Source organism: Paenibacillus chartarius, assembly GCF_042432825.1.
GTDB classification, from domain to species: Bacteria; Bacillota; Bacilli; order Paenibacillales; family NBRC-103111; genus Gordoniibacillus; species Gordoniibacillus chartarius.
This window is the reverse complement of the sequence record NZ_JBHLWN010000019.1, coordinates 35410-58546: the sequence shown is the minus strand read 5'-3', so window position 1 is coordinate 58546 and position 23137 is coordinate 35410. Positions and strand designations below refer to the sequence as shown.

Sequence of the window (23137 nt, the reverse complement as noted above, 5' to 3'; positions counted from 1 at the left end):
ACGACATTCGTACGTCCAGTCAAGAGAAGGTGCTTCCTTCCGCATTTATTGAATTATCCAAATCATACCATGCGGAACGAGCCCATGCAAGGGGGTTTTGATTTTGTTCCCTGCCGTTTTGCGATATAATCATGGTCATAGGAGGGATTTCCATGTCCGATTACGATTTTTTATATGACCATACCGAACAGACGTCGACGCGCTTCGTTTGCTTTATCGGCGAATCCATGCGTCGCTTCGACCTCGCGATTATGACGACGAACCGCTACTACGGCAAGAAGGTGATCATCGATCTTCAAAGCAGCCGCAGCGGCATTATCGGTCCGGACGATCTCGAGGAGGAAGGCTACCTGGAGCACGCCTTCAAGCTGACGGAGGAAGAAGCCGCCGAGCTGCGCGCCTTCCTGGAACAAATCGTAGGCGCCATTAATTTCACGGATATTTAATCCAATTGCGGACATCCTACATAGGAATACCCCTGAATGAAGGAGAGGTTTCCTATGCAGGATATTCCGCAAGATGAAATCGCTGAAGCTCGCCGCCATCAGAACGGCTTCAAGCGCGAATTCCGCGATGAAGGCACGGATCTGGCGACCGTCGAATCGCAGCGCAACGACCTCATTCCTGAGGAGTTTCCGGAAGGCCCGTACGGCACCTCCCTGGAGACGGAGTCGCTGGGCAAAAGCACGGAATGGCGCCGCGACCAGCGTCCGCCCAACCGGCAAAGCTACGAGAACCGGGAGCTCCACGAGGGGATGCAGCGCAATTATCCGGGAGATCACGAGACGCACGACGAAACGGCCGGAACAAATCGATAACCGCCGCCGTTACCAACGAAATATTGAGACAAACGTCCGAAAAAGCGGTGCAGCTGCGCCGCTTTTTTCGTATACAATTGGGACTATAAAGCACTTGCACAGGGAGGATTGATTGGTATGTTGAAAGGGCTTACGCGAGCCGGCATCGGCGATGTCGGCGGACTGGACAGCTTCGTGCGTCTCGCGGCGCAGCACGGCTTCGACGCCGTCGATGCCGGAGGCCAGGAGCTTATTGACCTCATCGCTCAGCAGCAAAGCGTGACCGGCGCGAAAGCTTGGCTCGAGGACGCCGGTCAAGGACGCGTGCGGATCGGCTCGATCGGCCTGTCCGTGGAATGGCGCCGCGATGAGGATACGTTTCGCGCAGGCCTCGCGGGACTAGCGGCCGAGGCGCAAGCGGCATCCGCGCTCGGCTGCACGGCGTGCTGCACTTATATGTTACCGTCAACCGATTGGCCTGCCGCCCATTTCGCCATCATAGCGACACGCAGGCTGCGCACCTGTGCGCAGGTGCTCGGCGCCTACGGCATACGTCTCGGGCTCGAGTTCGTCGGCCCGCATCACCTGCGGACGAAATGGGCAAATCCGTTCCTTAGGACGCTGCAGGAAACGCTGGACTGGATCGACGCGATCGGCGAGCCGAATGTCGGCTTGCTGTTCGATGCGTATCATTGGTACACGAACGAGCTCGGCGTCCAAGACATCGTTCGGCTGCGCTCCGACCAAATCGTTCATGTCCATATCAACGACGCACCGGACGTTCCGGTCGCCGAAGCGCTTGACAACGGACGGCTGTATCCGGGAGATGGCGTCATCGATTTGGCCGGCTTCCTGCGGGGACTGAACCAGATCGGCTATGAAGGCGTTGTCGCCCAGGAGATTTTGACGCAGACGCCGCCCGCCGGAACGCCGGAGGAGCTGGCAGCCCGTTCGAAGCAGGCGTTCCACCGTGTCTTCCAAGCGGCAGGACTGGAATAGCCAAGGATAAATGCGCCGTCCTCAATGACGGTGCGTTTACCGTGTCGGATTCAGCTGGAGCATAAAACGAAGTTTTATACTCGCTGATGTAGCAAGAAAACGGCTTGCAGCGTCCTTGGACGAGTATATTTACGGCGTTAATCTGGTTGTGCAAAATAGTGCAACAGCCCGACAAGGGCTTAAACCGCACAGATTCCTGTACTGCTCTGAACAGAGCAGTGCGGAGCGTCTCACATGACGCCAGACGAACGGTACTGTATACATAAGTCCAAGAGATCGTTCGGAACCGCTACCTCACCGAAGCGAGTACGATATTTCACAACTAATCCGCTGAAATGTGACTCGCATAATTCCCCAACCACCAAAAAAAGGCGCTCCGGACTTCACCGGAACGCCTTCCTTTCTTCTACCCGATCTTGGCCAGCAAGCTGTTCGCTTCCTTCATCAAGCTCTCGAATTCCAGCTCCATAAACTTGCTGCGCACCAGCTCCTCATCCGGCCGCCAGCGGCAGGCCTCCACATCGCATTCGATCGGCACGTCGCAGCGGATCGTCGCCAAATCGCGGCATAGATGCAGCATATCGAGATCCTGCTCAATCTTCTTCCGCACCGACGCCGTCAGCAACTCCAAATTGCTTAAGATACCGTCGATAGAGCCGTGCTCCTGCAGCAGCTTGACGGCGGTCTTCTCCCCGATTCCCTTCACGCCCGGATAGTTATCCGACGTATCGCCGGTGAGCCCCTTCAGATCGATGATTTGCTCCGGACGAAGCTGGCGTTCTTCCAGCAGCGCAGCAGGATCGTACACCGCGTACTGGGAAAATCCTTTCTTCATCAGCACGACGTGAATCCGGTCTGCTACAAGCTGCAGCAGATCGCCGTCGCCGCTGACGACGAACACATGTTTGTCTTCCGCGGCGAAGCGCTTCGCCAGCGTTCCGATACAGTCATCGGCCTCATAGCCGCGCAGCTCGATGTTCGGGATGCCCAGGCCGTCCGTCACGTTCCGCACCAGCCCGAATTGCGGGATCAGGTCGTCCGGCGCCTCCGGACGGTTGCCCTTGTAAGCTTCGTAGCGGTCGGAGCGGAACGTTTTCCCGGACGTATCCCAGCAGCACACGACATGGCTAGGCTTGAACCGGCGTATCGCATCGAGCAAGTACCGGGTAAAGCCGTAAACCGCATTCGTCGGCGTCCCGTCGCTCGTGCGGCGAATATATCCGCCGTAAGCGGAAGCAAAATATCCGCGGAACAGCAGCGCCATCCCGTCCACAATCAATATTCGATCCGTCATCGCGAATAATCTCCCCATAAATAAACTACAGTTACTATTACACGCCGAATACGGATTTTCCTGCCGCAGATCCGGCCAAACCCCGCAATTCCATCAATTCCCGCCGCTGAAGCCCATAAAACAAAAAGCCTCGCCGCGGGCGCTCCGGAAGGAACGCGGGCAGCGAAGCTATGTTCAATCACCACAGACTGTCAGCTCTTTACCGCCGAGCCTACCGTTAACGCTCGCTCCACTTGTTCGCTGAACAAGACGTAGACCAGCACCGTCGGCAGTGACGCAATGACCATCGCCGCGCCCATTGCGCCCCAGTCCGTCGTAAACTCCCCTTGGAAGAACAGCAATCCGAGCGGCAGCGTCTTGAGCGATTCCTCCGAGATGAGAATGAGCGCCATCGGGAACTCGTTCCACGCGCTGAGGAAGACGAAGATGACCATCGTCGCCATAGCCGGCTGTATGATCGGCAGCATAATACTGAAGAACGTACGGTACACGCTCGCCCCGTCGATGCAAGCCGATTCCTCGAGCTCGATCGGAATCGTCCGCAGAAAGCCGTAGAACACCATCGTCGAGAACGAAAGGTTGAAGGCAATATAAGGCACGATCAGAGCAAAATACGTATTCGCAAGATGCAGATCGCGTACGAGTACGGCGAGCGGAATCATAATGACCTGAATCGGAATGAACATGCCTATGGTCAAGTAGATGCGGGCGGTATCGCGCAAACGCCACTGCATCCGGGCGATCGCATAGGAGAACATGACCGACAGCACGATCGTGCCGGCCACAGTCGCAATCGAGATCAGCAGCGAGTTTCCAAAATATTGCGGCACATTAAATTTCGACCATGCCGTTACATAGTTCTCGATCCTGAAGTTCATCGGGAGACCGAACGTATTGGTCACGAAAATTTCGTTGTTATTTTTGAGCGAATAGGACAGCATCCAGAACAGCGGGTACAGCGACAAGAAGGCGTACACCCAAAGAAATCCGCGCAGCCAAACGTTCGGTTTGTTGTCCAAGGTCTTGCGACTCATCACGGTCATCGCCTCCTGTCAATAAGTAATTTTCTCGCGGGCGACGAAGCGGTTAATGACGATCGTCACCAGCAAGCATTCAATGACGAGCATCGCCGCCGCCGCCGTACCGTAGCCGAACTCGCCGACGCGAAACGCCGAGCGGTACATCAAGTACGTAAGCGTATACGTCGCCGTACCCGGTCCGCCGCCTGTCATGATCATCATTTGGGCGAATGCGTTGAGACCCCCGGTAATCGCGAAAACAAGGCAAAATTTATACGTCTCTCCCAGCAGCGGCACCGTAATCGCCCAATGCGCGCGTGCCTTGGAGGCGCCGTCGATTCGAGCCGCTTCCATATACTGCTCCGGAATCGACTTCACGCCGGCGAGCAGCAAGGCGAAGTGATAGCCCATGAACTGCCAGGCGTTAACGAACGCAACGGCGAAGATCGCCGACTTCTCGCTGCTCAGCCAGTCTTGACGATAAGAGAGGCCGGTGATTTCAAACAGCTTGTTCAGAAGGCCGTATTGACCGTTATAAATCGACAGCCACAGCTGGCATACGACCGTTACGGACAGAACGACAGGGATAAAGAACGAGATGCGCAGAAACTTCCGTCCCTTGATGGCGGCGTCGGAGATGAGCAAGGCCAGCACCGTCCCCATCCCGATCTGGAACACGACGAGAATCGCCGCAAAAATCAAGCCGTTCTTGACCGACAGCCAAAATACCCGGTCCTGGAGCAGTCTCGTATAGTTGTCGAGGAAAATGAACGTGCCCTCCGACAAGCCGTCCCATTCGAACATACTCCGGTAGAACGTTTGGGCGATCGGGTAGGCGACGATCACGCTGAACAAAATTAAGGTCGGTAAGGTAAACAGTATGATGGCGAGCTTATTGCCCAAATATTTCTTCACTCGGGTCACCCCTTCTCAGTCCGATAAATTGCCCGACAAGACAAGTCTCACATCGGACGAACCGATGTGAGACCGCTTAGTCATGGGAAGGAACGGTGGTTTTCTCGTTTCCGGCCGTTATTTCTTGGCATTCGCAATCGCTGCGTCAACATCCTTGACGAATTGCTCCGGCGTGTAACCCGACGTCATCAGGTTCTGCGTTGCGTCTTCCAGGGCGGCCTTCACCTTCGCATTGCCAAGACCCCAAGCGAACGACGTCATCGAAGTGATCTTCGGAATATCGTTAGCGAGCTGTTGCATCAGCGGATCGAACTGCTTCTCGATCGGCTTCGTCACCTTCGTCGAGACAATTGGCGAGCCCTTCTGCGTATACTTGTACTCCGCATATTTCAAGGAGATGAACTCGGCTACCTTCACCGCCAAATCCTTGTTCTTGGATTTCGGGTTGACCGCATAGCCGCCAGGGCCGCCGCCGCCGGAGAACGCATACTTGGTCTTGTCGATCGTCGCTGCGCTGTCAGCCGGGTAGTACATGTAGCCGACTTTGTCGCCGAGCGCCTTGGTAGCCGCTTCGATCTCCCACTGGCCGTTTACGAACATCGCCGCTTTGCCTTCATGGAACAGCGCTGCCGCTTGGTCGTAGTTCGTGTTCGTTGCGCCCTTCTGGAGCAGCCCCGCCTTCACCAGCTCGCTCAGCCGCTCGGCCGCCTTCTTGTACGGCTCGTCGGAAGCCTTCGCCTCCAGCTTGTCGAGCTTCGTAATACCTGCCGGCTCAAGACGAGTGGCCAGAATGTCATAAAGCGCAACGCAAGGCCACTTCTCTTTGGCGAACAACGCCATCGGCGTAATGTTCTTGGCGTTGAACGTCTTGACGGCTGCCAGCAGCTGGTCGTACGTTTGCGGCACGTCTACGCCCGCTTGCTTGAACAGTTCTTTGTTATAGAACAGCAGCACCATTTCGTTGCCCGCATACGGGAACGAGTAGATGTGGCCGTCCGGAGCGGTCAGCGTGTTCATCGCACTCGGCTGCATTTTATCCTTGAAGCCCGATTTGGCCACATAATCATCCAACTGCAAAATATTGCCCGACTTCTTAAACGCCTCGATCTGGTCGAGCGCTACGCCGAAGATATCCGGGAGATTGCCTGTCGCTGCGTATGTCTTCAGCTTCTGGCCGTCGTCCTGCGACTGCACGTCGAGCTCCAGCTCTACGTTCGGCATTTCTTTCTTCAGCTCGGCTACGGCATAGTCGTAGGGCCCCTTCGTATCGGCATCGGCGTATTGCGCGTAAATTTTCAGCTTGACCGGCTTGCCGGCGTCCGCAGCTTTCGTATCCGTGCCCGCAGCAGGAGCCGGCGTCGAGCCTGTGGTCGTATTGCTTGCGGCGCCGCAGCCCGCAAGAGCAACCGCCGTTACAACGGACACAGCTGCCGTGAAGCCTTTGAGCAAATTACGTTTCATGTAAAATAACCCTCCTCGTGGTATCTGTCTCTGGACTTTCTGAACTGTTCCCAGTATACCGAGGAAGGCTGTATAGTGAATAGGTAAAAACCGATGGTAAATGGCATTATTCGCGGGTATCGAACGAAGTCGAATTTTCGGATGGCGGGCATGCCGGGTGCAGTATGCTCACTAGCGTTTATTTTCGCATCGTATGCTCATATTCGCTCGGCGTCATGCCGAAATGCTTCTTGAAGCTCTTGCTGAAATAGCCCGGATCGTTGTAGCCGACCATCTCCGCGATGTCCGCAAGCTTGATCTGTCCGGTACGGATGAGCTCCTTCGCTTTCTGCAGCCGGACGCCGACAATATAATCGCCAACGGTCGTACCCGCTTCCTTCTTGAACACGGAACGCAGGTAGCTGGAATTAATGTACAGGTGCTGCGCGACCGACTCTACGCCCAGCTCCGGATTGCCGAAGCTGGTCTCAATGTAGCTCTTGGCGGCATCGGCAATTTGCCGGGCCCGCGTCATCCGGCCGGAGGACGTCGCTTTCACCGTCTTGGCGTACAGCTCGTTCACCCACCGGTACGCGTCGTCGAGCGTCTCCTGCTTGCGAATTTCGTTATACGGTGCGAAGCCTTCGCCGAACACATCCCCAATATGATGGCCGGCCTCGGTTACATAGGACAAGCATAACGAAATCAAACCCATATAGATGACATATGCGTAGTCCAAGCTGAGCCGCTGCTCGCGAATGTAACGCGCCACCTGCTCCAGCCCGTTCTGCACCTTCGCTTCGTCGTGAGAACGAAGACCGAGCAGCAGCGCCTCTTGGATTTCGGTCGGGTAGAAGCCGATGTTCGAGCCGGCCTCGCGGTGCTTCTCGTATTCCAGCATCCGGTCGCCGCCCAGCACGAATTTGTTCTGAAGCGCCAGCAGCGCTTCCTTATACGACATCTGGATGCCCGCGTAGCCTGTATGTGTGGCGCCGATGCCGACCGTAATCGTAAACTTCAAATATTTTTTGACCATCACGCACAGCTTATCGTAAGCCGCAAGGTCGAACTCGCGCTCGCTGGACGTATCGGCGAATTCGACGACGGACACAATCCGTCCTTCCGGCCCGAGCACCGTCCAATGATTACCCGGCGATTCGACGATATCCCCAAGCACGTTTGATACCGCAAACCTCCATAAATGCCGCTCGCCGACCTCGTCCCATCTCTGGTCCATATTGTCGATCTCGATGACCGCCGTCTTGAACCGGCCTGAATACGGCTGCATCCCGGCGTATGCCAGCTGCTCCCGGGTCGGCTCCACCCTAGCACCGTATTCGCTGGATAAAAGCCTTACGAGCAGCTGCTCCTTGAACAGCTCCTGCTGAGTCTTTACCGTCGAACGGGCACCCTGGGCCTGCAAAATATGCTCCTGCAGCTTGAGCAGCGTCAGGATCAGCTCTTCCTTCGCAAACGGCTTTGTAATATAATCGTCGACGCCGATTCGGACCGCTTTGCGCGCATATTCGAATTCGCTGTGGCCGGTAATGAGCACGATGCCCATGTCCCGATCTTTTTCCTTGAGCTTCCCGGCGAGCTCCAAGCCGTCCATGTAAGGCATATTAATATCAATCAGCGCGATGTCCGGTACATGCAGCTCCGCCTGCTCCAGCGCTTCCAGTCCGTTACGCGCCTCGCAAACAATCGTAAAGCCGTACGATGCCCAATCTATCGTCGATTTCAGATACTCGCGGAAGATCGCTTCATCGTCGACTACCATGATTTTGATCATGTGCTTTCTCCGCCTCCATTCAGTTCGGTAGCTTCATCGATACGATCGTTCCTGCGCCGGGGGAGCTTTCGACGGACAATCCGTACTCCTCCCCGTAGGACAACCTCAGTCTGGCGTCGACGCTGCGCAGGCCAAACGATGAGCCCTTGCCGGGAACATCGCCTCCATCGCCTTCCGCAGTATCGCCGCCAGGCGGCTGAAGCAGCCTGGCCGCCTGTTCCGCCGTCATGCCAACGCCGTCATCGCTCACTTGCAGAACGGCATGGGCTCCTTCCATCCACCCGCGAATCGACAATGTACCGAAGCTGCCCTTCTCCTTCAGCCCATGGTAAATCGCATTCTCCACCAGCGGCTGCACAGTCAGCTTCGGGATGCGTTTCTTCAGCACATCCGAATGGACTTCGATCTCGTAATCGAAGACGTCAAAGTAACGGATTCGCTGTATCGCAAGGTAGTCCTTCACATTGCGAATCTCATCCTCGACGGTAATTTCTTCCCGCCCGCCGCTCAACACCACCCTGTAAAAGTCGGCGAGCGCCTTCGTCGTCTTCTGCACATCGCGGGATCTTCCCATCTCCGACAGCGTATAGATGACATCGAGCGTATTGTACAAAAAATGCGGCTTAATCTGCGACTGGATCAGCGCCAGCTCAATCTCCCTCTTCTTCCGCTGCTCGGCGCGGATCTGTGCGAGCAGCTCGCGCATCCGCCGCAGCATCGTATTGAAGCCGGCTGCCAAGTGGCCGATCTCATCGGACGAATCGACCTCGATCTCCACCTCCAGGCTCCCGCCGGTGAAGCCCCGCATCGCTTTAGCCAGCTTCATCAGCGGACGCACGATGACCTGCGCGAGGATACGCGCGGACAGCAGAGCGATCAGGAGAACGGCGAGTCCGATCCAGACGATCGACTGAATGATTTTGCCGTTGTCCGCGGTCAATTGTTTCATCGGAATTCTTGTCACAAGATGCCAATCGAAGCGCTCGTATTTCGAGGAAACGATCAGCATGTCCGTGCCTTGCAGACGTTCCACCCGGCTGACCGGCGCTTCCGCCAAAATCGTACCGCGCAGCTTCGAGTCCACCGGGAGGAGACGTTCCTCCGGCATTTGGGACGAAATGACCAGCCCTTCCGCATCGGTGACAAAATAGCTTCCGGAAAGCGAATCGACTTGCCGGTATACGTTCGAAATATCGCGCTCCCGAATGTTCAGCACGAGCAGTCCCAGCTGCTGTCCGGTGTCGATATTGATAATTTTCTTGCCAAGAGATAGGACCGGCTCCGCTTCATTCTTCACAAAGAAATCGCGGCGCTGCATCGGAAACCACACGTTGCTCCCGTTCGACAGCTCGATCGTGCGCAGCAGCTCGCTCCCTGCAGCCAGCTCCGCCCTTCGCTCAAGCGCCAGCTCCGACACGTATACGCGTTGCTGCGAATCGACGAACACCGCCGATTCCACATCGGGGAAGACGAGCTGGGCGAACCGCAGCTGATTGCTCAGCTCGTTGTAGAGCTGGAGCTCGCTGAGCTTGCGGCCATCCGGCAGCTCGCTGCGGACGAGCAGCCGGTTAATGTTCAGCGTCAGCATATTGGCGCAGCTTTCCGCATTCGTGAACATGCCGTCCATTCGTGTCAAGATCAGGTTCGCATTATCGGAAACGTTGTCAATCGTCTTGCTCACGATCGCTTTCGTCGAAATCGTAACCGCTACATATCCGAGCACGAATAGTGGCACCATAAGCAAAGGGATGTATACGAGGAAAATTTTGCTGCGAATCAATTGATTTCGGAACCAATGACGCGGCGGACCCCACAGTTTCAAGGCGCTGAACCCTCACTTTCGCATTGCAAAGGAAATATCGACATTTTATCACAACATGCCGTTGTCGACGACTGGTTTAGCTTTACACAATCTTATGTTGCCCCCTACTCAAATTTGAGTATAATGGGTTTTATGTTATTCAAATTTGAATAGAGAAAGGAAGTTATAGCTTGGATACCAATAAATCCAACTCAAAGCTGACCGTCGTTGCCCTGCTGCTAGGCATCTTTATGGCTGCGCTGGACCAGACGATCGTCTCGACGGCGATGCCGACCATCGTGAAGGAGCTGGGGGGCTTCGAATACTTCGTATGGGTGTTCTCCGCCTACATGATCGCTTCGGTCGTAGCTACGCCGATATTCGGCAAGCTGTCCGATATGTTCGGCCGCAAGCTATTTTTCGCGCTCGGTCTCGTGCTGTTCATGATCGGCTCCGCGCTGTGCGCCACTGCAACGGATATGACGCAGCTCATCATATACCGGGCCGTGCAGGGTATTGGCGGAGGCGCTCTGATGCCGATCGCCTTTACGATTATTTTCGATATTTTCCCGCCGGAGCAGCGGGGCAAGATGAACGGCCTGTTCGGCGCCGTATTCGGCTTATCCTCCGTATTCGGCCCGAGTCTCGGGGGCTATTTTACCGATTATGTCGACTGGACGTGGATCTTCCTGATCAATCTTCCGATCGGCGTCATCGCGACGATTCTGCTGTTCATGTTCTATCATGAATCGAAGCAGCACCGTAAGCAGAAGGTCGATTATGCCGGCGCCGCTTTGCTCACCGCCTCGATCCTGCTGCTGATGTTCGCTCTGGAGCTTGGCGGCAAAGACTTTGCGTGGGGCTCCTGGCAAATCATCTCGATGTTCGTCGGCTTTGCCGTTCTGCTTGCGCTGTTTCTGGTTGTCGAAGCGAAGCTTGCGGCCGATCCGATCGTGAAGCTCGACCTGTTCCGCATCAAGCTGTTCACAACGAGTCAAATCATCGCGTTCTTGTACGGAGCGGTGATGATTGCCGGCGCCTCCTACATTCCGCTGTTCATCCAAGGCGTGAAGAGCGGCTCAGCAAGTGCGGCCGGCGGCATTATGACGCCGATGATGCTGGGGGTTGTCGCCAGCTCCATCGTGGGCGGCCGTTTCGTCACGAAGTTCAATTTCCGTACCATCATGCTGACATCAGGCTTGGTTCTTCTGGCCGGCACCGCTCTGCTCGGCTCCATGAACGCCGATACGCCGTCCTGGCTGATTACCGTGTACATGGTCGTGCTTGGTCTCGGTATGGGCGTCTCGTTCCCGGTACTGAACATGTCGGCGCTCCATGACGTTCAGCCGCAATACAAGGGCGCCGTCACATCGCTTATCGTATTCTTCCGGACGATCGGCTCCGCGCTCGGCGTCACCGTATTCGGCGTTCTCCAGACGACCCGGCTGCATGATTCCATTCCGGCCGAATTCGCCGATCGGATCGGCGACGGACGCGGATTGCTGCAGCCGGAGGTGCAGGCGCAAATTCCCGCACCGGTGCTGAAGCAATTGCTTGCCTCCTTGGGCGATTCGATCACGTTTATTTTCCAATGGGGAACCGTGCTGCCGGTATTGGCGCTGCTGACCGCTATCTGGATGGGGAAGGCTCGTTTGCAGGTCCCCCAGCAGGGACAAGGCCAAGAAGCGAAAAACGAACGCCCGGCCTTTCAGATCGAGTAGGTGAACGGCGATGTCTTTGAAGCTTCTGATTCTCGGCCTGCTCATGGAACGGGATATGCACCCGTACGAAATGATTCAGCTGGTAAAGGAACGGAACTTCCATAAATTTATCAAGTTTCAAGAGGGTTCGTTATACTATGCCGTGGATCAGCTCCGCAAGGATGACTGCATCGATGTGGCCCGGGTGGTGCGGGAGGCGAGCCGGCCGGACCGTACGGTGTACCGGATCATGCCGCCGGGCCGCGACTTGTTTCAGGAGCTGCTGCTGGAGCAATTCAAAGCGCAGAAGGTCATCGAGCATCCGCTGTTTACGGCGCTGCCGTTCGCCTATCTCGGCGACCAGGCGAAGCTGGCCGGACTGATTGCGGAGAAGCTGGAGCAGGCCAAGGCCAAAGCCGAACTCATGCGCGGTGCGTATCACGCTCATGTCGGGGAAGTGCCGAAGTCGGTGCTGCATTTGATGGCCGCCTCCTACATGCATATCGTCACGGATGTGAAGTGGCTGAAGCGGCTGCATAAGGATGCCGTGGAAGGCAGGCTCGGGAGCTTCAGCGAGTCGTGGGACCTGGATGAAGAGCTTGATGAGGATTGGGATGAAACATAAAGCCGCCGCCAGCGGAAAGGGAAGCCTTGCTTCCCCTTCGCTGCGGCGGTTTTCTCTTAGCGGACAACGTCAAATTCGGCGCGAAGCTCGATTCGGATATCCGTACCATCGCCCTTCACTTCTTTGATGAAGCGGTAGCGGCCCGGCGGCAAGCCGGGGAGACGAACTTCCATGTTCTTGCGGCCTCCTGCCGACATCGTGTAGCCGATAGCCGGAAATGCAACGGCGCCATTCGGTTGGTACGCCGCCCATTGCCCGTCGGTCAACTTTTCAAAGGAATAATCCGCCCCGAACATCAGATCGGCCGGCCCCTCGTTATATACGACCAGCGTTACGTTCGCATTTCCCTTATAGCTGCTCTCCGTTGTATACATTGACGCCTTGACCAGCGGGTTCGACACTTCCGTCGAAACGGGATTTGCTTCATTCGGGGCCTTCGGTCTGAAAGTAAGAATACCCTCGTTCCGCTCTGCAATTGCAATGAACACCATTAACAAACTAACAGCTACGGTTGTCATGACCATCGGCAATCGTTTCATCGCGCACCTCCGACATGAAAAAAGGTTGATTCCCAAGATCAAACGGAGGCGCTGTGCGAAAAGTTTCTTTTCACAGATAAAATTGGTTCATTAACGCTTGCAGACGATCTCCCTTGTCCTGCAATTTGGCGGTCGTGGCCCCCATCTCATCCATCGACACCTGCACCCGGTCCGTCAGCTGCACCACTTCCTGAACCTGCCTGCTCGATCCGGAAGCCGACTGCGCCATTTCTTCGACCGCAGCCGCCACCTGTTCACTGCCTGCAGCCATTTGCTCCGCAATATCGGTAATGTCCTGCATCTGCTTATGTATCTTCTCTACTGTCGTTAAGATCCCGCTCATGGAGGACTCCGTCCGGTAGGCGACCTTCAAGCCGGAATCGACCTCACGCTCGGAAGCGGCCATAGCTTCTATCGCTTGATGCGAATTCGTTTGAATATTACCGATCAGTTCCTGAATGGCATGAGCGGATTCGTTCGACAAGTCTGCGAGCTTGCGAACCTCGCTTGCTACAACGGCAAAGCCGCGGCCATGCTCACCGGCACGAGCCGCCTCGATGCTGGCGTTCAGTGCGAGCAGGCTCGTTTGCCTGGAAATATCGGAGATCGATTGAATGACCCCGCTGATATGCTCGCTAATGCGAATAAAGCCGCCGACCGTCTGAGCCAGCTGTCCGAATGCTTCCTGGACGCGGGTCATTTGGAGATTCATATTAGCGATGTCTTCTCGGGTCAATGCGGCAACGCCGGCCGCCTGATCGCTGGAGCTGCCGACTTCGGTCGTCTTCTCCGAAATGTGAATGACGCCGCTCGAAACTTCCTCCACCGCTTTTGCGCTTTCCAACGCCGCTTGAGATTGAAACTTGGATGCTGTCGACAGCGCGTGTACATGCTCCAAAATTCGCTGATAATCTTCCCTCGTGCTTTCCATACGTTCGGTGAGGACGGCAATGGAGCTATTGACCTCAACGGTCGTATCCTTTGCGGTAGAGACCAGCTCATGCAGCGATTGTCGCATCTGGTTCATCGAAGGACCGAAACGATTCAAAGGGCCGAGCTTCTTCAGGTTCAAATCTTGGGACAGATCGCCTTTGGCAATATGGCTGATAAACATTTCAATTTCTCGGAACGGCGTCGCATATGTCATAAAATTGAAAAATCCGGATACGACGGTTCCCGCTGAGACCAGCAATACAAGAATTATGTTGAGCTTGGAAAATACAGGCTGTCCTACGGCGAAGTGGGAAATGCATACGGCCGCCAGGGCGATAACGGCCCCCTGAAGAAAGTTTTTAAACAAATAACCGATTAATTTCTTTATAATTTCACGATTTGCGTTCATGCAGACCTCCTGAAAGGTTATCATTCAGCACTATGTTCGAGCTCCTCGCCGGTTAGTCCTCCCGAATGGAACACATACAAAAAAACCTTACTTCACCGCCGTAAAGGCCAGTTGAAGTAAGGTTTTTTGTAACGTATTAAGCCGTAGGGGCCATGCCCTCCGCCGCATCCGTTCCTTCCATAAAGAACTGGACGAGCTTGGCGTGCTTACGGAGCGATTTCTCGTGAATGAGATTCAGCTTGCCGTTATCCAGACTGCCGAAAATGTATACAAGCTCCTCATTGTCATGCGACCAATCGAAGCCGTCCAGAATACGCAAGCATTCGGTCCAGCCTTCGTTGTATTCGCCGTCCTTGAACAGGAAATGGTTCGCGTACAGCGCAATGCTCTCCTGCATGACGCGGCTGGAGGACGAATACGCAGGCAAGCCCGGCTGTTCCGGCATCATCGGCAGCAGCGTGTTGAAGAATTGGTGCAATATCTCCACGTAAGTCGGCAGGTCTTGGCGAACTTTCCGCTGCAGCTCGTAGGAGGATTGCAATCTTCCGGAGAAGAGCATCACCGCCGTCGAGTACAGCCAGCTCAGACAGGTGAAATTTTTATTAAACGCCGTTAACGTATTTCTGCGCTCGACACCGGCGCCCTTCAGCAGTACGTTGTAATCGACGACTTGCTGAATGACCAGATTGAGCGGATCGACGGAGTCGAACGAATGGCCGAGCTCCTTCGATACGAGCTGCACCTTGGAGTTAATGTCGCCGAACAGCTGCTGCTCTTCTTCCTCGCTCAAACCGATGTAGATTTGAACGGCTAGCTGCGTTTCCATCAAATCCAGCCGGCGGGCTTCCAGCTGGCGCAGCGTGCCTTCCGCCTGCTCCAGCTCATCGCGGATTTCCGGCTTGTCGCCTTCCTTGCGCAGCTTCAGCTTCAGCGTTGCCGCCTGCCGCTCGTATCGGCGCACTTCCTTCAGCATGTTTTCATTCACATACCCGAGCGCCAGAATGCGGTGCTGACCGTCCAAAATGCTGAGCTTGGAGCCATGGCGCAAGTACAAGTCTCCCAATTCGTTCTTGGCCAGCGAGCTGACGTCGCGCAGAGAGAGCGTGACCGGGCCGAAGAACACTTGATCGAGCTCGCGCTCTTGCAAGTAATTGGCGATTTTGCGGCGCTGCATCGTGCTCAGCTTACGCTGAACCATCGGGTCGATTTCCGTATAGTTAAGCAGATCCTGCACCCGCAGTGCGATCGTTGCGAGACCGAACTTTTCGCAGAACGGGTGAATGGCCATGCGTAGACGCAATCCTTCCATTCTAGCTTACCTCCTCGTTCAAGTCCGCTTCGAACTGATCATTGTCGGGACGCTTTACTTTATCCGACTCGCGGATCAGGAACATATGCTTCTCGTCGTAGAAATGTTTCACAAACTGGAAAGCTTTCATAATCCGGGAACGGCGCGGCAGACGGTCCTTCTCCTCGCCCTGGTAAATATCGTTCCACGGGATATGCGGAAGAATATTCATGGCATAATCCAGTGCGTATTTGTTGAATTTCCCGGTTTTCACCGCTTCGCCGTGGAAGAACAGCGCCAGTGCGATCTGCACGTTCTCCGACCAGCACAGTTCGCCCTTCGCAGGCTCCGGCAAATGGTCGAGCAGGCGGGACATATACATTTCGGCTAAGCCGACATGCTCGGCCAAGTCGGATTCTTCGAACTGATAGCCGTTGTTGCGGGCACCGTTCTTCAATCGGCCCTCAAACAGCGCCGCCAAAATTTCGATCAGCAGATGATACGTGAACAAGCAGTCCGGCGCTTTGCCGCGTTCGGAGAACATATCGACCGGTATCCGGCTCATAATCGGCGATTCCGCCAGCTTCGAACCCATCACATGATAGAAACGGCGCTGGTCGCGAAGCACAGCCAGGTTGCCGCCGATTTTGCGGGGCAGCTTGTTGATATCGGAGAACAATTGACGCTCTTGACGGGCATTGATGTCCAGATAGATCATGACCGAGATCGGGAAAGCGTACAACCGGCTCAGCTTCTCCGAAATCTCTTCCATCTTGTCGTACTCGCGACGATCTTTCGCCCTGGCCATCTGGCTCTGCAGCGTCTCCATGATGCGCTGGAACGCGGCAAGCCGATGCTGGCCGTCGACAACGTACAGCTTCTCGATCGGCTTCAGGCGGAACGTGCCGGATTGTTCATCATACACACCGGCGCCACGAGCGGAGAAAATAATGCCCGGAAAATAAATCGCCTGCCGGTTATCCAAGTACAAGTTAATATAATCGATAAGTTTGGACAAGTTGCGAGGGATAATAGCACGCTGTACTTCGAGATCGACCTCGAATACCGTGAACAGCTTACTCATCGGCATTGTTGTGGCCAGCGTAGCCTGACCGAACGTCTGGCCGAGCACGCCTGGAATTTCCACAAGGGAAGAAGGTCTTTGCTCGGACAGCAGCTCGGACAAAGAAGAAATCGAATCCATGAGCTTGCTCCTTTCTCTACTAAAGCAATGGTGGTAGTCAGTTTTCGAAAGCGGTTGCTGCCAGCATTTTCCGGGTCCACCGCATTACGTGCTATTATAGACAAATAAATGCCGTTTGAAACGTGTCGTGTCCCTGTACTATGCTGTAATGGTAAATTAAAAAGCCATCCATGATACTAGGATGGCGTAAAGATGTTGCGCTGTCAAGAGTTCCTTACTCGTTATCTGCTAGAAACAAATTTTGAATTTCTGCGGCCGTTTCCTTTGGAATCCGAGTCTTCAAGTATCCTACCATCGCTTCGACAGCTTTCTCCGCTTGCGGCTCCGTAATGCCCGCTTCCTCGGCGACTTGCTTAGACAAGATATGTTTCATATCGCTTGCACCTCCACATCGAATATCGTTGATTTCCGACGTAGTATGCTGCGAATCCGCCCAGTCTATTCCATGGCGGGATGCGGATTCATCCGCAGGAATTCTCCCATGCGTCTGCCCGCTTCGCGCAGCCGTTCTTCATCCTGTACGAGTGCGATCCGGACGTACCCTTCGCCCTCAGATCCGAATGCGTCGCCCGGAATTACGACAACACCTGCACGAAGTGTCATTTCCCGGGAAATTTGTCGAGCTGTCCATCCTTTCGGAATCGGCGCCCATACGAACATTGTCGCCTTCGGCTTCTGAATGCTCCAACCGTAATCTTCAAGTGTCGACAGAAGCGCATCTCGGCGCCGCTCATATAAAGGTCCGACAGTATGCGCAGTTTCCATATCTTCTTCCAATGCGGCGATACCGGCTTTCTGAACGGCGAGAAAAACCCCATAATCGATATTGGATTTGACAATTTTCAATGCCTTGACCACATCGGATCGCCCAACGAGGAACGCAATGCGGCAGCCAGCCATATTAAAGCTCTTTGACAAGGAATGAAATTCGACGGCAATATCCTTGGCGCCGGGAATTTCAAGAATGCTCATCGGCTTATACCCGTCGAATGCCATTTCCGAATACGCGAGATCATGTACGACAACCAGTTCATAACGCTTGGCGAATGCCAATAAGCTCTCGAAGAATGTCCGGTCCGCCACGGCCGACAACGGATTGCTCGGATAATTCAGTAAAATGAACTTCGCCTTCCGGGCGACCTCTTCCGGTATTTGTTCCAATAATGGAAGGTACCGGTTCTCCGCACGAAGCGGCAGCATGTACGGCTCCACTCCGGCCAAGGTCAATGCGGCGCTGTAGATCGGATATCCCGGATCCGGCACGAGTGCGATATCGCCAGGGTCCGTGATGGATAACGCCAAATGTGCAAGCCCGTCCTGCGAGCCCATCAGGGCCAGCACTTCCCCCTCGGGATCCAAATCGACGCCGAACCGGTGCGCATACCATCGGGCTACCGCTTGACGAAACGCCGGACTGCCTTCCGATGTAGGATAACCGTAATTAACCGGGTTAAGCACAGCTCTTTGCAGCGTCTGCATGACTCGCTCCGAAGGCGGCTGATCGGGACTGCCGATACCGAGGTCGATTACATCGACGCCTCTCGCTTGTGCCTCCCGCTTCCAGGAGGCAACCTCTGTAAATATAGCGGAGCTAAGTCCCTCAAGCCGCTTGGACGCCACCGCACGCAACGTCATGAACGTTCCCCCCATATTTCCGTGTATTGGTCTTCTTTATAACCGACAGTCACGTGATGGCCATCGGTAACGACAGGACGTTTAATCAGTCTGCCGTTCGAAGCGAGCAAGCGAATCATTTCCTCTTCGCTCATCGTCGGGAGCACGTCTTTCAGTCCCATTTCCTTGTAGACTTCGCCTGAAGTGTTGAACCATTTCCGGATGCCCAGGCCGCTGCGGGCAATCCATGTTTTGAGCTGCTCGGGCGTCGGAAGCTGTTCAAACAGCGGGATGGCCTCCACTTCGTGCCCGGCGGCTTTCAGCCACTTGACGGCGGTTCGGCAGGTGCCGCATTTGCTATATTCATAGACGGTAAGCTTGCTCATGTCGGATGTCCCCTTGTTTGAAAATGGTGCTCTGGCCGTCGTGACGTCAGGACTGCGAGTGCTCGATAGAGGGCGTCGGCTCCGTGGAGGCCGACCGGCTTTAGTTTGCAGCTTCCATTGGAATGAAGCAAAGTCTCTCTTTGAAAGTACCACGAATGTCTTGGCAGCTTGATTCGCAAATTCCGACTACTCCCCGCCGGATACAAGCTTCAGAAGCTCCTCCAAATCCGCAGGCAGGGGCGCTTCGACGGTAAGGCGCTGCTTGGTCAGCGGGTGATCGAAGCCGAGACGCATGGCGTGCAGCGCCTGTCGGGGGAACGGCGGCGACTCTTCGGGCGGGAGGCCGTACATTTTGTCGCCGACGAGAGGATGGCCGAGATGCTTCATATGCACCCGAATTTGATGCGTGCGCCCGGTCTCGAGACGGAGCTTCACGAGCGTGTGAGCGGGATAGCGCGCCATCACCTCATAATGGGTGACGGCCGGGTAGCCGTCCGGCGTGACGATCCGGACATGAGGCTGCTCCGGGTCCCGGTCGATCGGACCGGTCAGTGTGCCGCTGTCCGCAGCGATGACCCCGTGAACGACGGCGGCGTATTCCTTCGTCACGGTGTGCGCCGACATTTGCTCGGAAATTTGCTGATGCGCATACGGATTTTTCGCGATCGCCAGTACCCCCGACGTCTCCTGATCCAGCCGGTGCACCGGACGGAAGCGGAACGTCTCCCCGCGCTCCCGCCAATAATGAACGACCGCGTTCGCGACCGTACCCACATAATGGCCATGCGTCGGATGCACGATCATGCCCGCTTCCTTATTGACGATTAACAATTGCTCGTCTTCATATAGAATGCTGAGCGGCAAATCCTGAGGCAAAATGTCCTCGGACTCCTCTTCCTCCATCCGCGCCTCGATCCGGTCGCCGGCCTTCACCTTAACCGTCGTGTAGCAGCGCTCTCCGTTGAGCGTTATGCCCTTCTCCGTCAGCTTCAGACGCGACAGAAGCTTGCGCGACATGCCGAGCCGGTTGTGCAGCACCGTCTTCAGCAGCATGCCCTCGTCCTCTGGGGGCACAATATAGATGATGGGCTTATAATACATGCGGCTATCCGTGCTCACTTGCGGCGGAACACCTCGGCACTGCGGGCGTACTCGACGTCGGCGACATTTTCGCGGAAATTCGCGGTTCTCGCAATCGTAAAGAACAGGTCGGACAACCGGTTCAAGTACCGGCGCACCTCCGGGTTAATGTCTTGCGTGCGGGCCAGCGTAACGACCCGACGCTCCGCCCGGCGGCAGACGGTCCGGCACACATGCAGCGTCGAGGAAACGAGACTGCCCCCCGGTAAAATAAACCTAGTAATGTCCGGCGTTTCGGCATCATACTTATCGATCCACGCTTCAAGCTGATCGACAAGCCCGGCTTCCACCTTGTAAGCCCGCACCTCTTTGTTCAGGATCGCCAGATCATGGCCGCAGTCAAACAGCTCATGCTGAATTTGCAGCAAGTCGGCCAGCAAATCTTCATACCGCTCCTGCTTCTGCTGCATGAAGCCCATCGCCTGTCCGACGAAGCAGTTCAGCTCATCGACGGTGCCGTAGGCTTCGACGCGGACGTCGTCCTTGTCGACGCGTCCTCCGATCACGCCGGTTTGACCGGCATCGCCGGTTCGGGTATAAATTTTCATCCGATTCATCCTCCGTTCAATGTTCAGATATTCTCATCATCTCATAGATCGCCGCAATATCCAAATGGTTGCGGACATGCTCGGCGAGCCGGTCGAACGCCCGTTCACGGCGCTCCCGATAACGCAGCTGCACAGGCAGCGGTGCATATCCTTTCCGGACACGCAGCTCGTTGAGCCATTCACGCCTGAGCTCGTCGTTGTGAAGAATGCCGTGCACATACGTCCCCCATACCGTCCCTTCTCCTGCGACGGCTCCGTCGGGATGCGGCTCTGCTCCGGCTTCGGCGATTTCGAACGGCTGCAGTGCAGGCTCCGTCAGCCCGGTGCGGCCCATATGAATCTCATAGCCTTCGATCGGCAGGGCCGCCCCCCTCCCGAACAGCTTGGCCGTGCCTTGCACCTGCACCGTCCGCTTGTCCGCCGTAAACCGCGTTTCCGTCGGCAGCAGCCCGAGACCGTTCAGCTCCGCAATGCCTCTGTCCGACTCCCAGCCTTCCGGGTCGAGCAGCCTCCGGCCCATCATTTGATACCCGGCACAGATGCCGATCATATGCCGCTGCCGCTCGTTAACGTGGCGAATAATCAACGGCTCTAAGTGATGCTCGCGAATGAAGAACAGATCCTCGATTGTGTTTTTGCTCCCCGGTAAAATAACGGCGTCGGGCTCTCCCCACTCCGACGGATGCGAAACATACCGGACGCGCACGTCGGGCTCCAGCAGCAGCGGGTCAATGTCCGTGAAATTCGATATGCGCGGAAAACGAATCACGGCGACATCCAGTACGCGGTCCGGATCGTTCTCCGTCATTCGTGAAGAGATGGTGCTGATTGTGCGCTTCGAATCCAATGACGCGGAATCCTCGTCTTCGATGCCCAGCTCCGGCAAATACGGAACGACGCCCAGCACCGGCTTGCCGGTCTTCGCTTCGAGCCAATCCAGGCCCGGCTTCAGAAGCGATACGTCGCCGCGAAATTTATTAATGATAAAGCCTTTCACGCGGTCTCTTTCTTCCGGCGTCAAAATCTCCAATGTCCCGACGATTGAAGCGAACACGCCGCCCCGGTCGATGTCGGCCGCCAGCAGCACGGGCGCGTCCGCCCACGCCGCCGCACGCATATTGACGATATCGCGATCCTTCAGGTTAACCTCGGCGGGACTGCCCGCCCCTTCCAGCACGACGATGTCGCATTCGGCACGCAGCCGCGCGAGCGCGTCCTTGACGATGGTTTCCGCCTGCGGCAAATACTGCTCCCGATACGCCCTCGCATCGTAATCGGCCAGCGGCCTGCCGTGCACAACGACTTGCGACACCATATCCTGCTTCGGCTTGAGGAGTATCGGGTTCATATCGGTCGTCGCCGCCGTACCGCAAGCATCCGCCTGCACGCCTTGCGCGCGCCCGATTTCTTTGCCGTCCGGCGTCACGTAGGAGTTGAGCGACATGTTTTGCGATTTGAACGGCCGTACCCGATACCCATCCTGCTTGAAAATGCGGCACAGCGCCGTCGTCAGAATGCTCTTCCCGACATCGGAGGAGGTTCCTTGAATCATCAGCGTTCTTGCCTTCATCGCTCGGCACCCCCGCCCTCGAAGCGTCCGCGCATCTCGTCGAGCACCGCTCCGAGCGTAAGCAGCAGCCGCTCGTTATCGGCGCGCAGCTTTACGGCAAGTCGCAGCCAGCCGGCCTCGAGCCCCCGGAACGTCGCCGCATTGCGGATGAGAATGCCTTGCCCGCCCATGCTCCTCTGCAGCTCGTCTACGCGCCCCGCCAGCTGGGCCGGCAGACGGCACAGCAAGTAGTTGGCGGCCGCCCCCGGCACGACATGCAAGCCGAGCCGCCGCAAGCCGTCCGCCAGCCATGGGCGCTCTTCCTGCAGCCAGAGCCGGGTCCGCTCCTCATACTCCGCATCTTGCAATACGGCGCAGCCGATCCATTGCGCCATCGCATTGACGCTCCACGGCACCTGCCGCTCCTGCAGCATGCGGATATGATCTGGATGCGCAACCATGAACCCGAGGCGCACGCCCGGAATCGCATAAAACTTCGTCATGGAACGAATCACAAACACATTGCGCTGACTGGCGGCACGACGGATGAGCGTTATGTTCCGTTCGTCGGGCACAAAATCGAGGAACGCCTCGTCAAGAGCAAGCGGCCTGCCTCCTTCCAAGGCCAGCTCGAGCAGCGGCTGCGGCACGAGCGCCCCGGTCGGGTTGTTCGGCTGTCCGAGAAATAACAGACCGGAAGCCCGCAGCGCCGGCTCCAGCGGCTCCCGCTGCAGGACGAAATCCTGCTCGGCGAGCAGCGGAATCGGGTGGATCCGGCTTCCGGCGTGGCGAACCGCCTGTTCATATTCGACGAAGGCGGGCTGCGCCAGAGCGACGGTCTCCGGACGGAGCACCCGGACAAGCAAATCGATCAGCTCCGCTGCGCCGTTGCCGACCAGAATGCTGTCCGGCGATATGTCATAGCGTCCGGCGAGCGCCGCCCGCAGCTCGCGGACAGCCGGATCCGGGTAAGCGGCAAGCTCCCGCCACCGCTCGCCAAGCACGCTGCCTACGACCGGCGGCGGCCCGAACGGATTCATGTTGGAGCTGTAATCGAGAAAACGGCCCGGCTCTCCGCCGAAAGCTTCCGCAGCTGTCCGCAAATCGCCGCCGTGGCCGTATCGTTCCAATGTCATCGATATTCC

Annotated in this window: 22 protein-coding genes; 5 read left to right on the top strand and 17 right to left on the bottom strand. The window is 56.2% G+C overall.

Translation table 11 applies throughout. The features are described 5' to 3' along the window. The first annotated feature begins 152 nt into the window (after window positions 1-152). From ACFFK0_RS03455 to ACFFK0_RS03445, 3 genes are all read left to right on the top strand, one after another. The gene (locus tag ACFFK0_RS03455; RefSeq protein WP_377468495.1) at window positions 153-446 is read left to right on the top strand and encodes a DUF3055 domain-containing protein; all 294 of its coding nucleotides are present in this window, start codon (window positions 153-155) and stop codon (window positions 444-446) included. 54 nt (window positions 447-500) lie between these two features. After that, complete coding sequence (locus ACFFK0_RS03450; protein WP_377468494.1) at window positions 501-818, top strand: hypothetical protein; 318 nt, start codon at window positions 501-503, stop codon at window positions 816-818. Between the two features lie 117 nt (window positions 819-935). After that, window positions 936-1796: a sugar phosphate isomerase/epimerase family protein gene (locus ACFFK0_RS03445; protein WP_377468493.1), complete on the top strand. Its 861-nt coding sequence runs from the start codon at window positions 936-938 to the stop codon at window positions 1794-1796. A 406-nt stretch (window positions 1797-2202) separates the two neighbouring features. Here the strand turns inward: ACFFK0_RS03445 and ACFFK0_RS03440 are convergent, their stop codons facing one another. The 6 genes from ACFFK0_RS03440 to ACFFK0_RS03415 form a co-directional block, all read right to left on the bottom strand. Continuing rightward, complete coding sequence (locus tag ACFFK0_RS03440) at window positions 2203-3090, bottom strand: 5'-3' exonuclease (RefSeq protein ID WP_377468492.1); 888 nt, start codon at window positions 3088-3090, stop codon at window positions 2203-2205. A gap of 191 nt (window positions 3091-3281) precedes the next feature. Further along, window positions 3282-4124 carry a carbohydrate ABC transporter permease gene (locus ACFFK0_RS03435; protein WP_377468507.1) on the bottom strand — a complete coding sequence of 281 codons (843 nt, stop codon included), beginning with the start codon at window positions 4122-4124 and terminating at the stop codon, window positions 3282-3284. Window positions 4125-4142: 18 nt separating this feature from the next. Next, window positions 4143-5024, bottom strand: a complete 882-nt coding sequence (locus ACFFK0_RS03430; protein WP_377468491.1) for a carbohydrate ABC transporter permease — start codon at window positions 5022-5024, stop codon at window positions 4143-4145. A 117-nt stretch (window positions 5025-5141) separates the two neighbouring features. After that, complete coding sequence (locus tag ACFFK0_RS03425) at window positions 5142-6485, bottom strand: ABC transporter substrate-binding protein (RefSeq protein WP_377468490.1); 1344 nt, start codon at window positions 6483-6485, stop codon at window positions 5142-5144. A 178-nt stretch (window positions 6486-6663) separates the two neighbouring features. Beyond that, a complete protein-coding gene (locus ACFFK0_RS03420; protein WP_377468489.1) occupies window positions 6664-8256 on the bottom strand; it encodes a response regulator in 1593 nt (530 codons plus the stop codon). 19 nt (window positions 8257-8275) lie between these two features. After that, the gene (locus ACFFK0_RS03415; RefSeq protein ID WP_377468487.1) at window positions 8276-10078 is read right to left on the bottom strand and encodes a sensor histidine kinase; all 1803 of its coding nucleotides are present in this window, start codon (window positions 10076-10078) and stop codon (window positions 8276-8278) included. A gap of 170 nt (window positions 10079-10248) precedes the next feature. Here ACFFK0_RS03415 and ACFFK0_RS03410 point away from each other — a divergent pair, with 170 nt between their 5' ends. Both ACFFK0_RS03410 and ACFFK0_RS03405 read left to right on the top strand, forming a co-directional pair. Beyond that, window positions 10249-11778, top strand: coding sequence for an MDR family MFS transporter (locus ACFFK0_RS03410; RefSeq protein ID WP_377468485.1), 1530 nt, complete (start codon window positions 10249-10251; stop codon window positions 11776-11778). A gap of 10 nt (window positions 11779-11788) precedes the next feature. Beyond that, window positions 11789-12382 (top strand): PadR family transcriptional regulator, encoded by a 594-nt coding sequence (locus tag ACFFK0_RS03405; protein ID WP_377468484.1) that lies wholly within the window; start codon window positions 11789-11791, stop codon window positions 12380-12382. A gap of 56 nt (window positions 12383-12438) precedes the next feature. Here ACFFK0_RS03405 and ACFFK0_RS03400 read toward each other — a convergent pair whose 3' ends face one another. From ACFFK0_RS03400 to cobD, 11 genes are all read right to left on the bottom strand, one after another. After that, window positions 12439-12921 carry an immunoglobulin-like domain-containing protein gene (locus tag ACFFK0_RS03400; protein WP_377468482.1) on the bottom strand — a complete coding sequence of 161 codons (483 nt, stop codon included), beginning with the start codon at window positions 12919-12921 and terminating at the stop codon, window positions 12439-12441. Window positions 12922-12991: 70 nt separating this feature from the next. Next, entirely contained in the window at window positions 12992-14263 is a 1272-nt protein-coding gene (locus ACFFK0_RS03395; protein WP_377468481.1) for a methyl-accepting chemotaxis protein, read from the bottom strand. Between the two features lie 136 nt (window positions 14264-14399). After that, entirely contained in the window at window positions 14400-15572 is a 1173-nt protein-coding gene (locus ACFFK0_RS03390) for a DNA sulfur modification protein DndB (protein WP_377468479.1), read from the bottom strand. Window position 15573: 1 nt separating this feature from the next. After that, entirely contained in the window at window positions 15574-16755 is a 1182-nt protein-coding gene (locus ACFFK0_RS03385) for a DNA sulfur modification protein DndB (protein ID WP_377468478.1), read from the bottom strand. Between the two features lie 214 nt (window positions 16756-16969). After that, window positions 16970-17128, bottom strand: a complete 159-nt coding sequence (locus tag ACFFK0_RS03380) for a hypothetical protein (RefSeq protein ID WP_377468477.1) — start codon at window positions 17126-17128, stop codon at window positions 16970-16972. A 65-nt stretch (window positions 17129-17193) separates the two neighbouring features. Next, entirely contained in the window at window positions 17194-18390 is a 1197-nt protein-coding gene (locus tag ACFFK0_RS03375) for an aminotransferase class I/II-fold pyridoxal phosphate-dependent enzyme (RefSeq protein ID WP_377468475.1), read from the bottom strand. Further along, window positions 18387-18755 carry an arsenate reductase family protein gene (locus tag ACFFK0_RS03370; protein WP_377468473.1) on the bottom strand — a complete coding sequence of 123 codons (369 nt, stop codon included), beginning with the start codon at window positions 18753-18755 and terminating at the stop codon, window positions 18387-18389. The genes ACFFK0_RS03375 and ACFFK0_RS03370 overlap by 4 nt, the downstream gene beginning before the upstream one ends. Before the next feature lie 186 nt (window positions 18756-18941). After that, on the bottom strand, window positions 18942-19856 hold the full coding sequence (locus ACFFK0_RS03365) for an RluA family pseudouridine synthase (RefSeq protein WP_377468506.1): 915 nt from the start codon (window positions 19854-19856) through the stop codon (window positions 18942-18944). 14 nt (window positions 19857-19870) lie between these two features. Continuing rightward, the gene (locus ACFFK0_RS03360; protein WP_377468472.1) at window positions 19871-20443 is read right to left on the bottom strand and encodes a cob(I)yrinic acid a,c-diamide adenosyltransferase; all 573 of its coding nucleotides are present in this window, start codon (window positions 20441-20443) and stop codon (window positions 19871-19873) included. A 16-nt stretch (window positions 20444-20459) separates the two neighbouring features. After that, window positions 20460-22013, bottom strand: coding sequence for a cobyric acid synthase (locus ACFFK0_RS03355; RefSeq protein WP_377468471.1), 1554 nt, complete (start codon window positions 22011-22013; stop codon window positions 20460-20462). Next, window positions 22010-23128 (bottom strand): threonine-phosphate decarboxylase CobD, encoded by a 1119-nt coding sequence (gene cobD, locus ACFFK0_RS03350; RefSeq protein ID WP_377468470.1) that lies wholly within the window; start codon window positions 23126-23128, stop codon window positions 22010-22012. Before cobD ends, ACFFK0_RS03355 begins: the two co-directional genes overlap by 4 nt. Window positions 23129-23137: the final 9 nt, after the last annotated feature.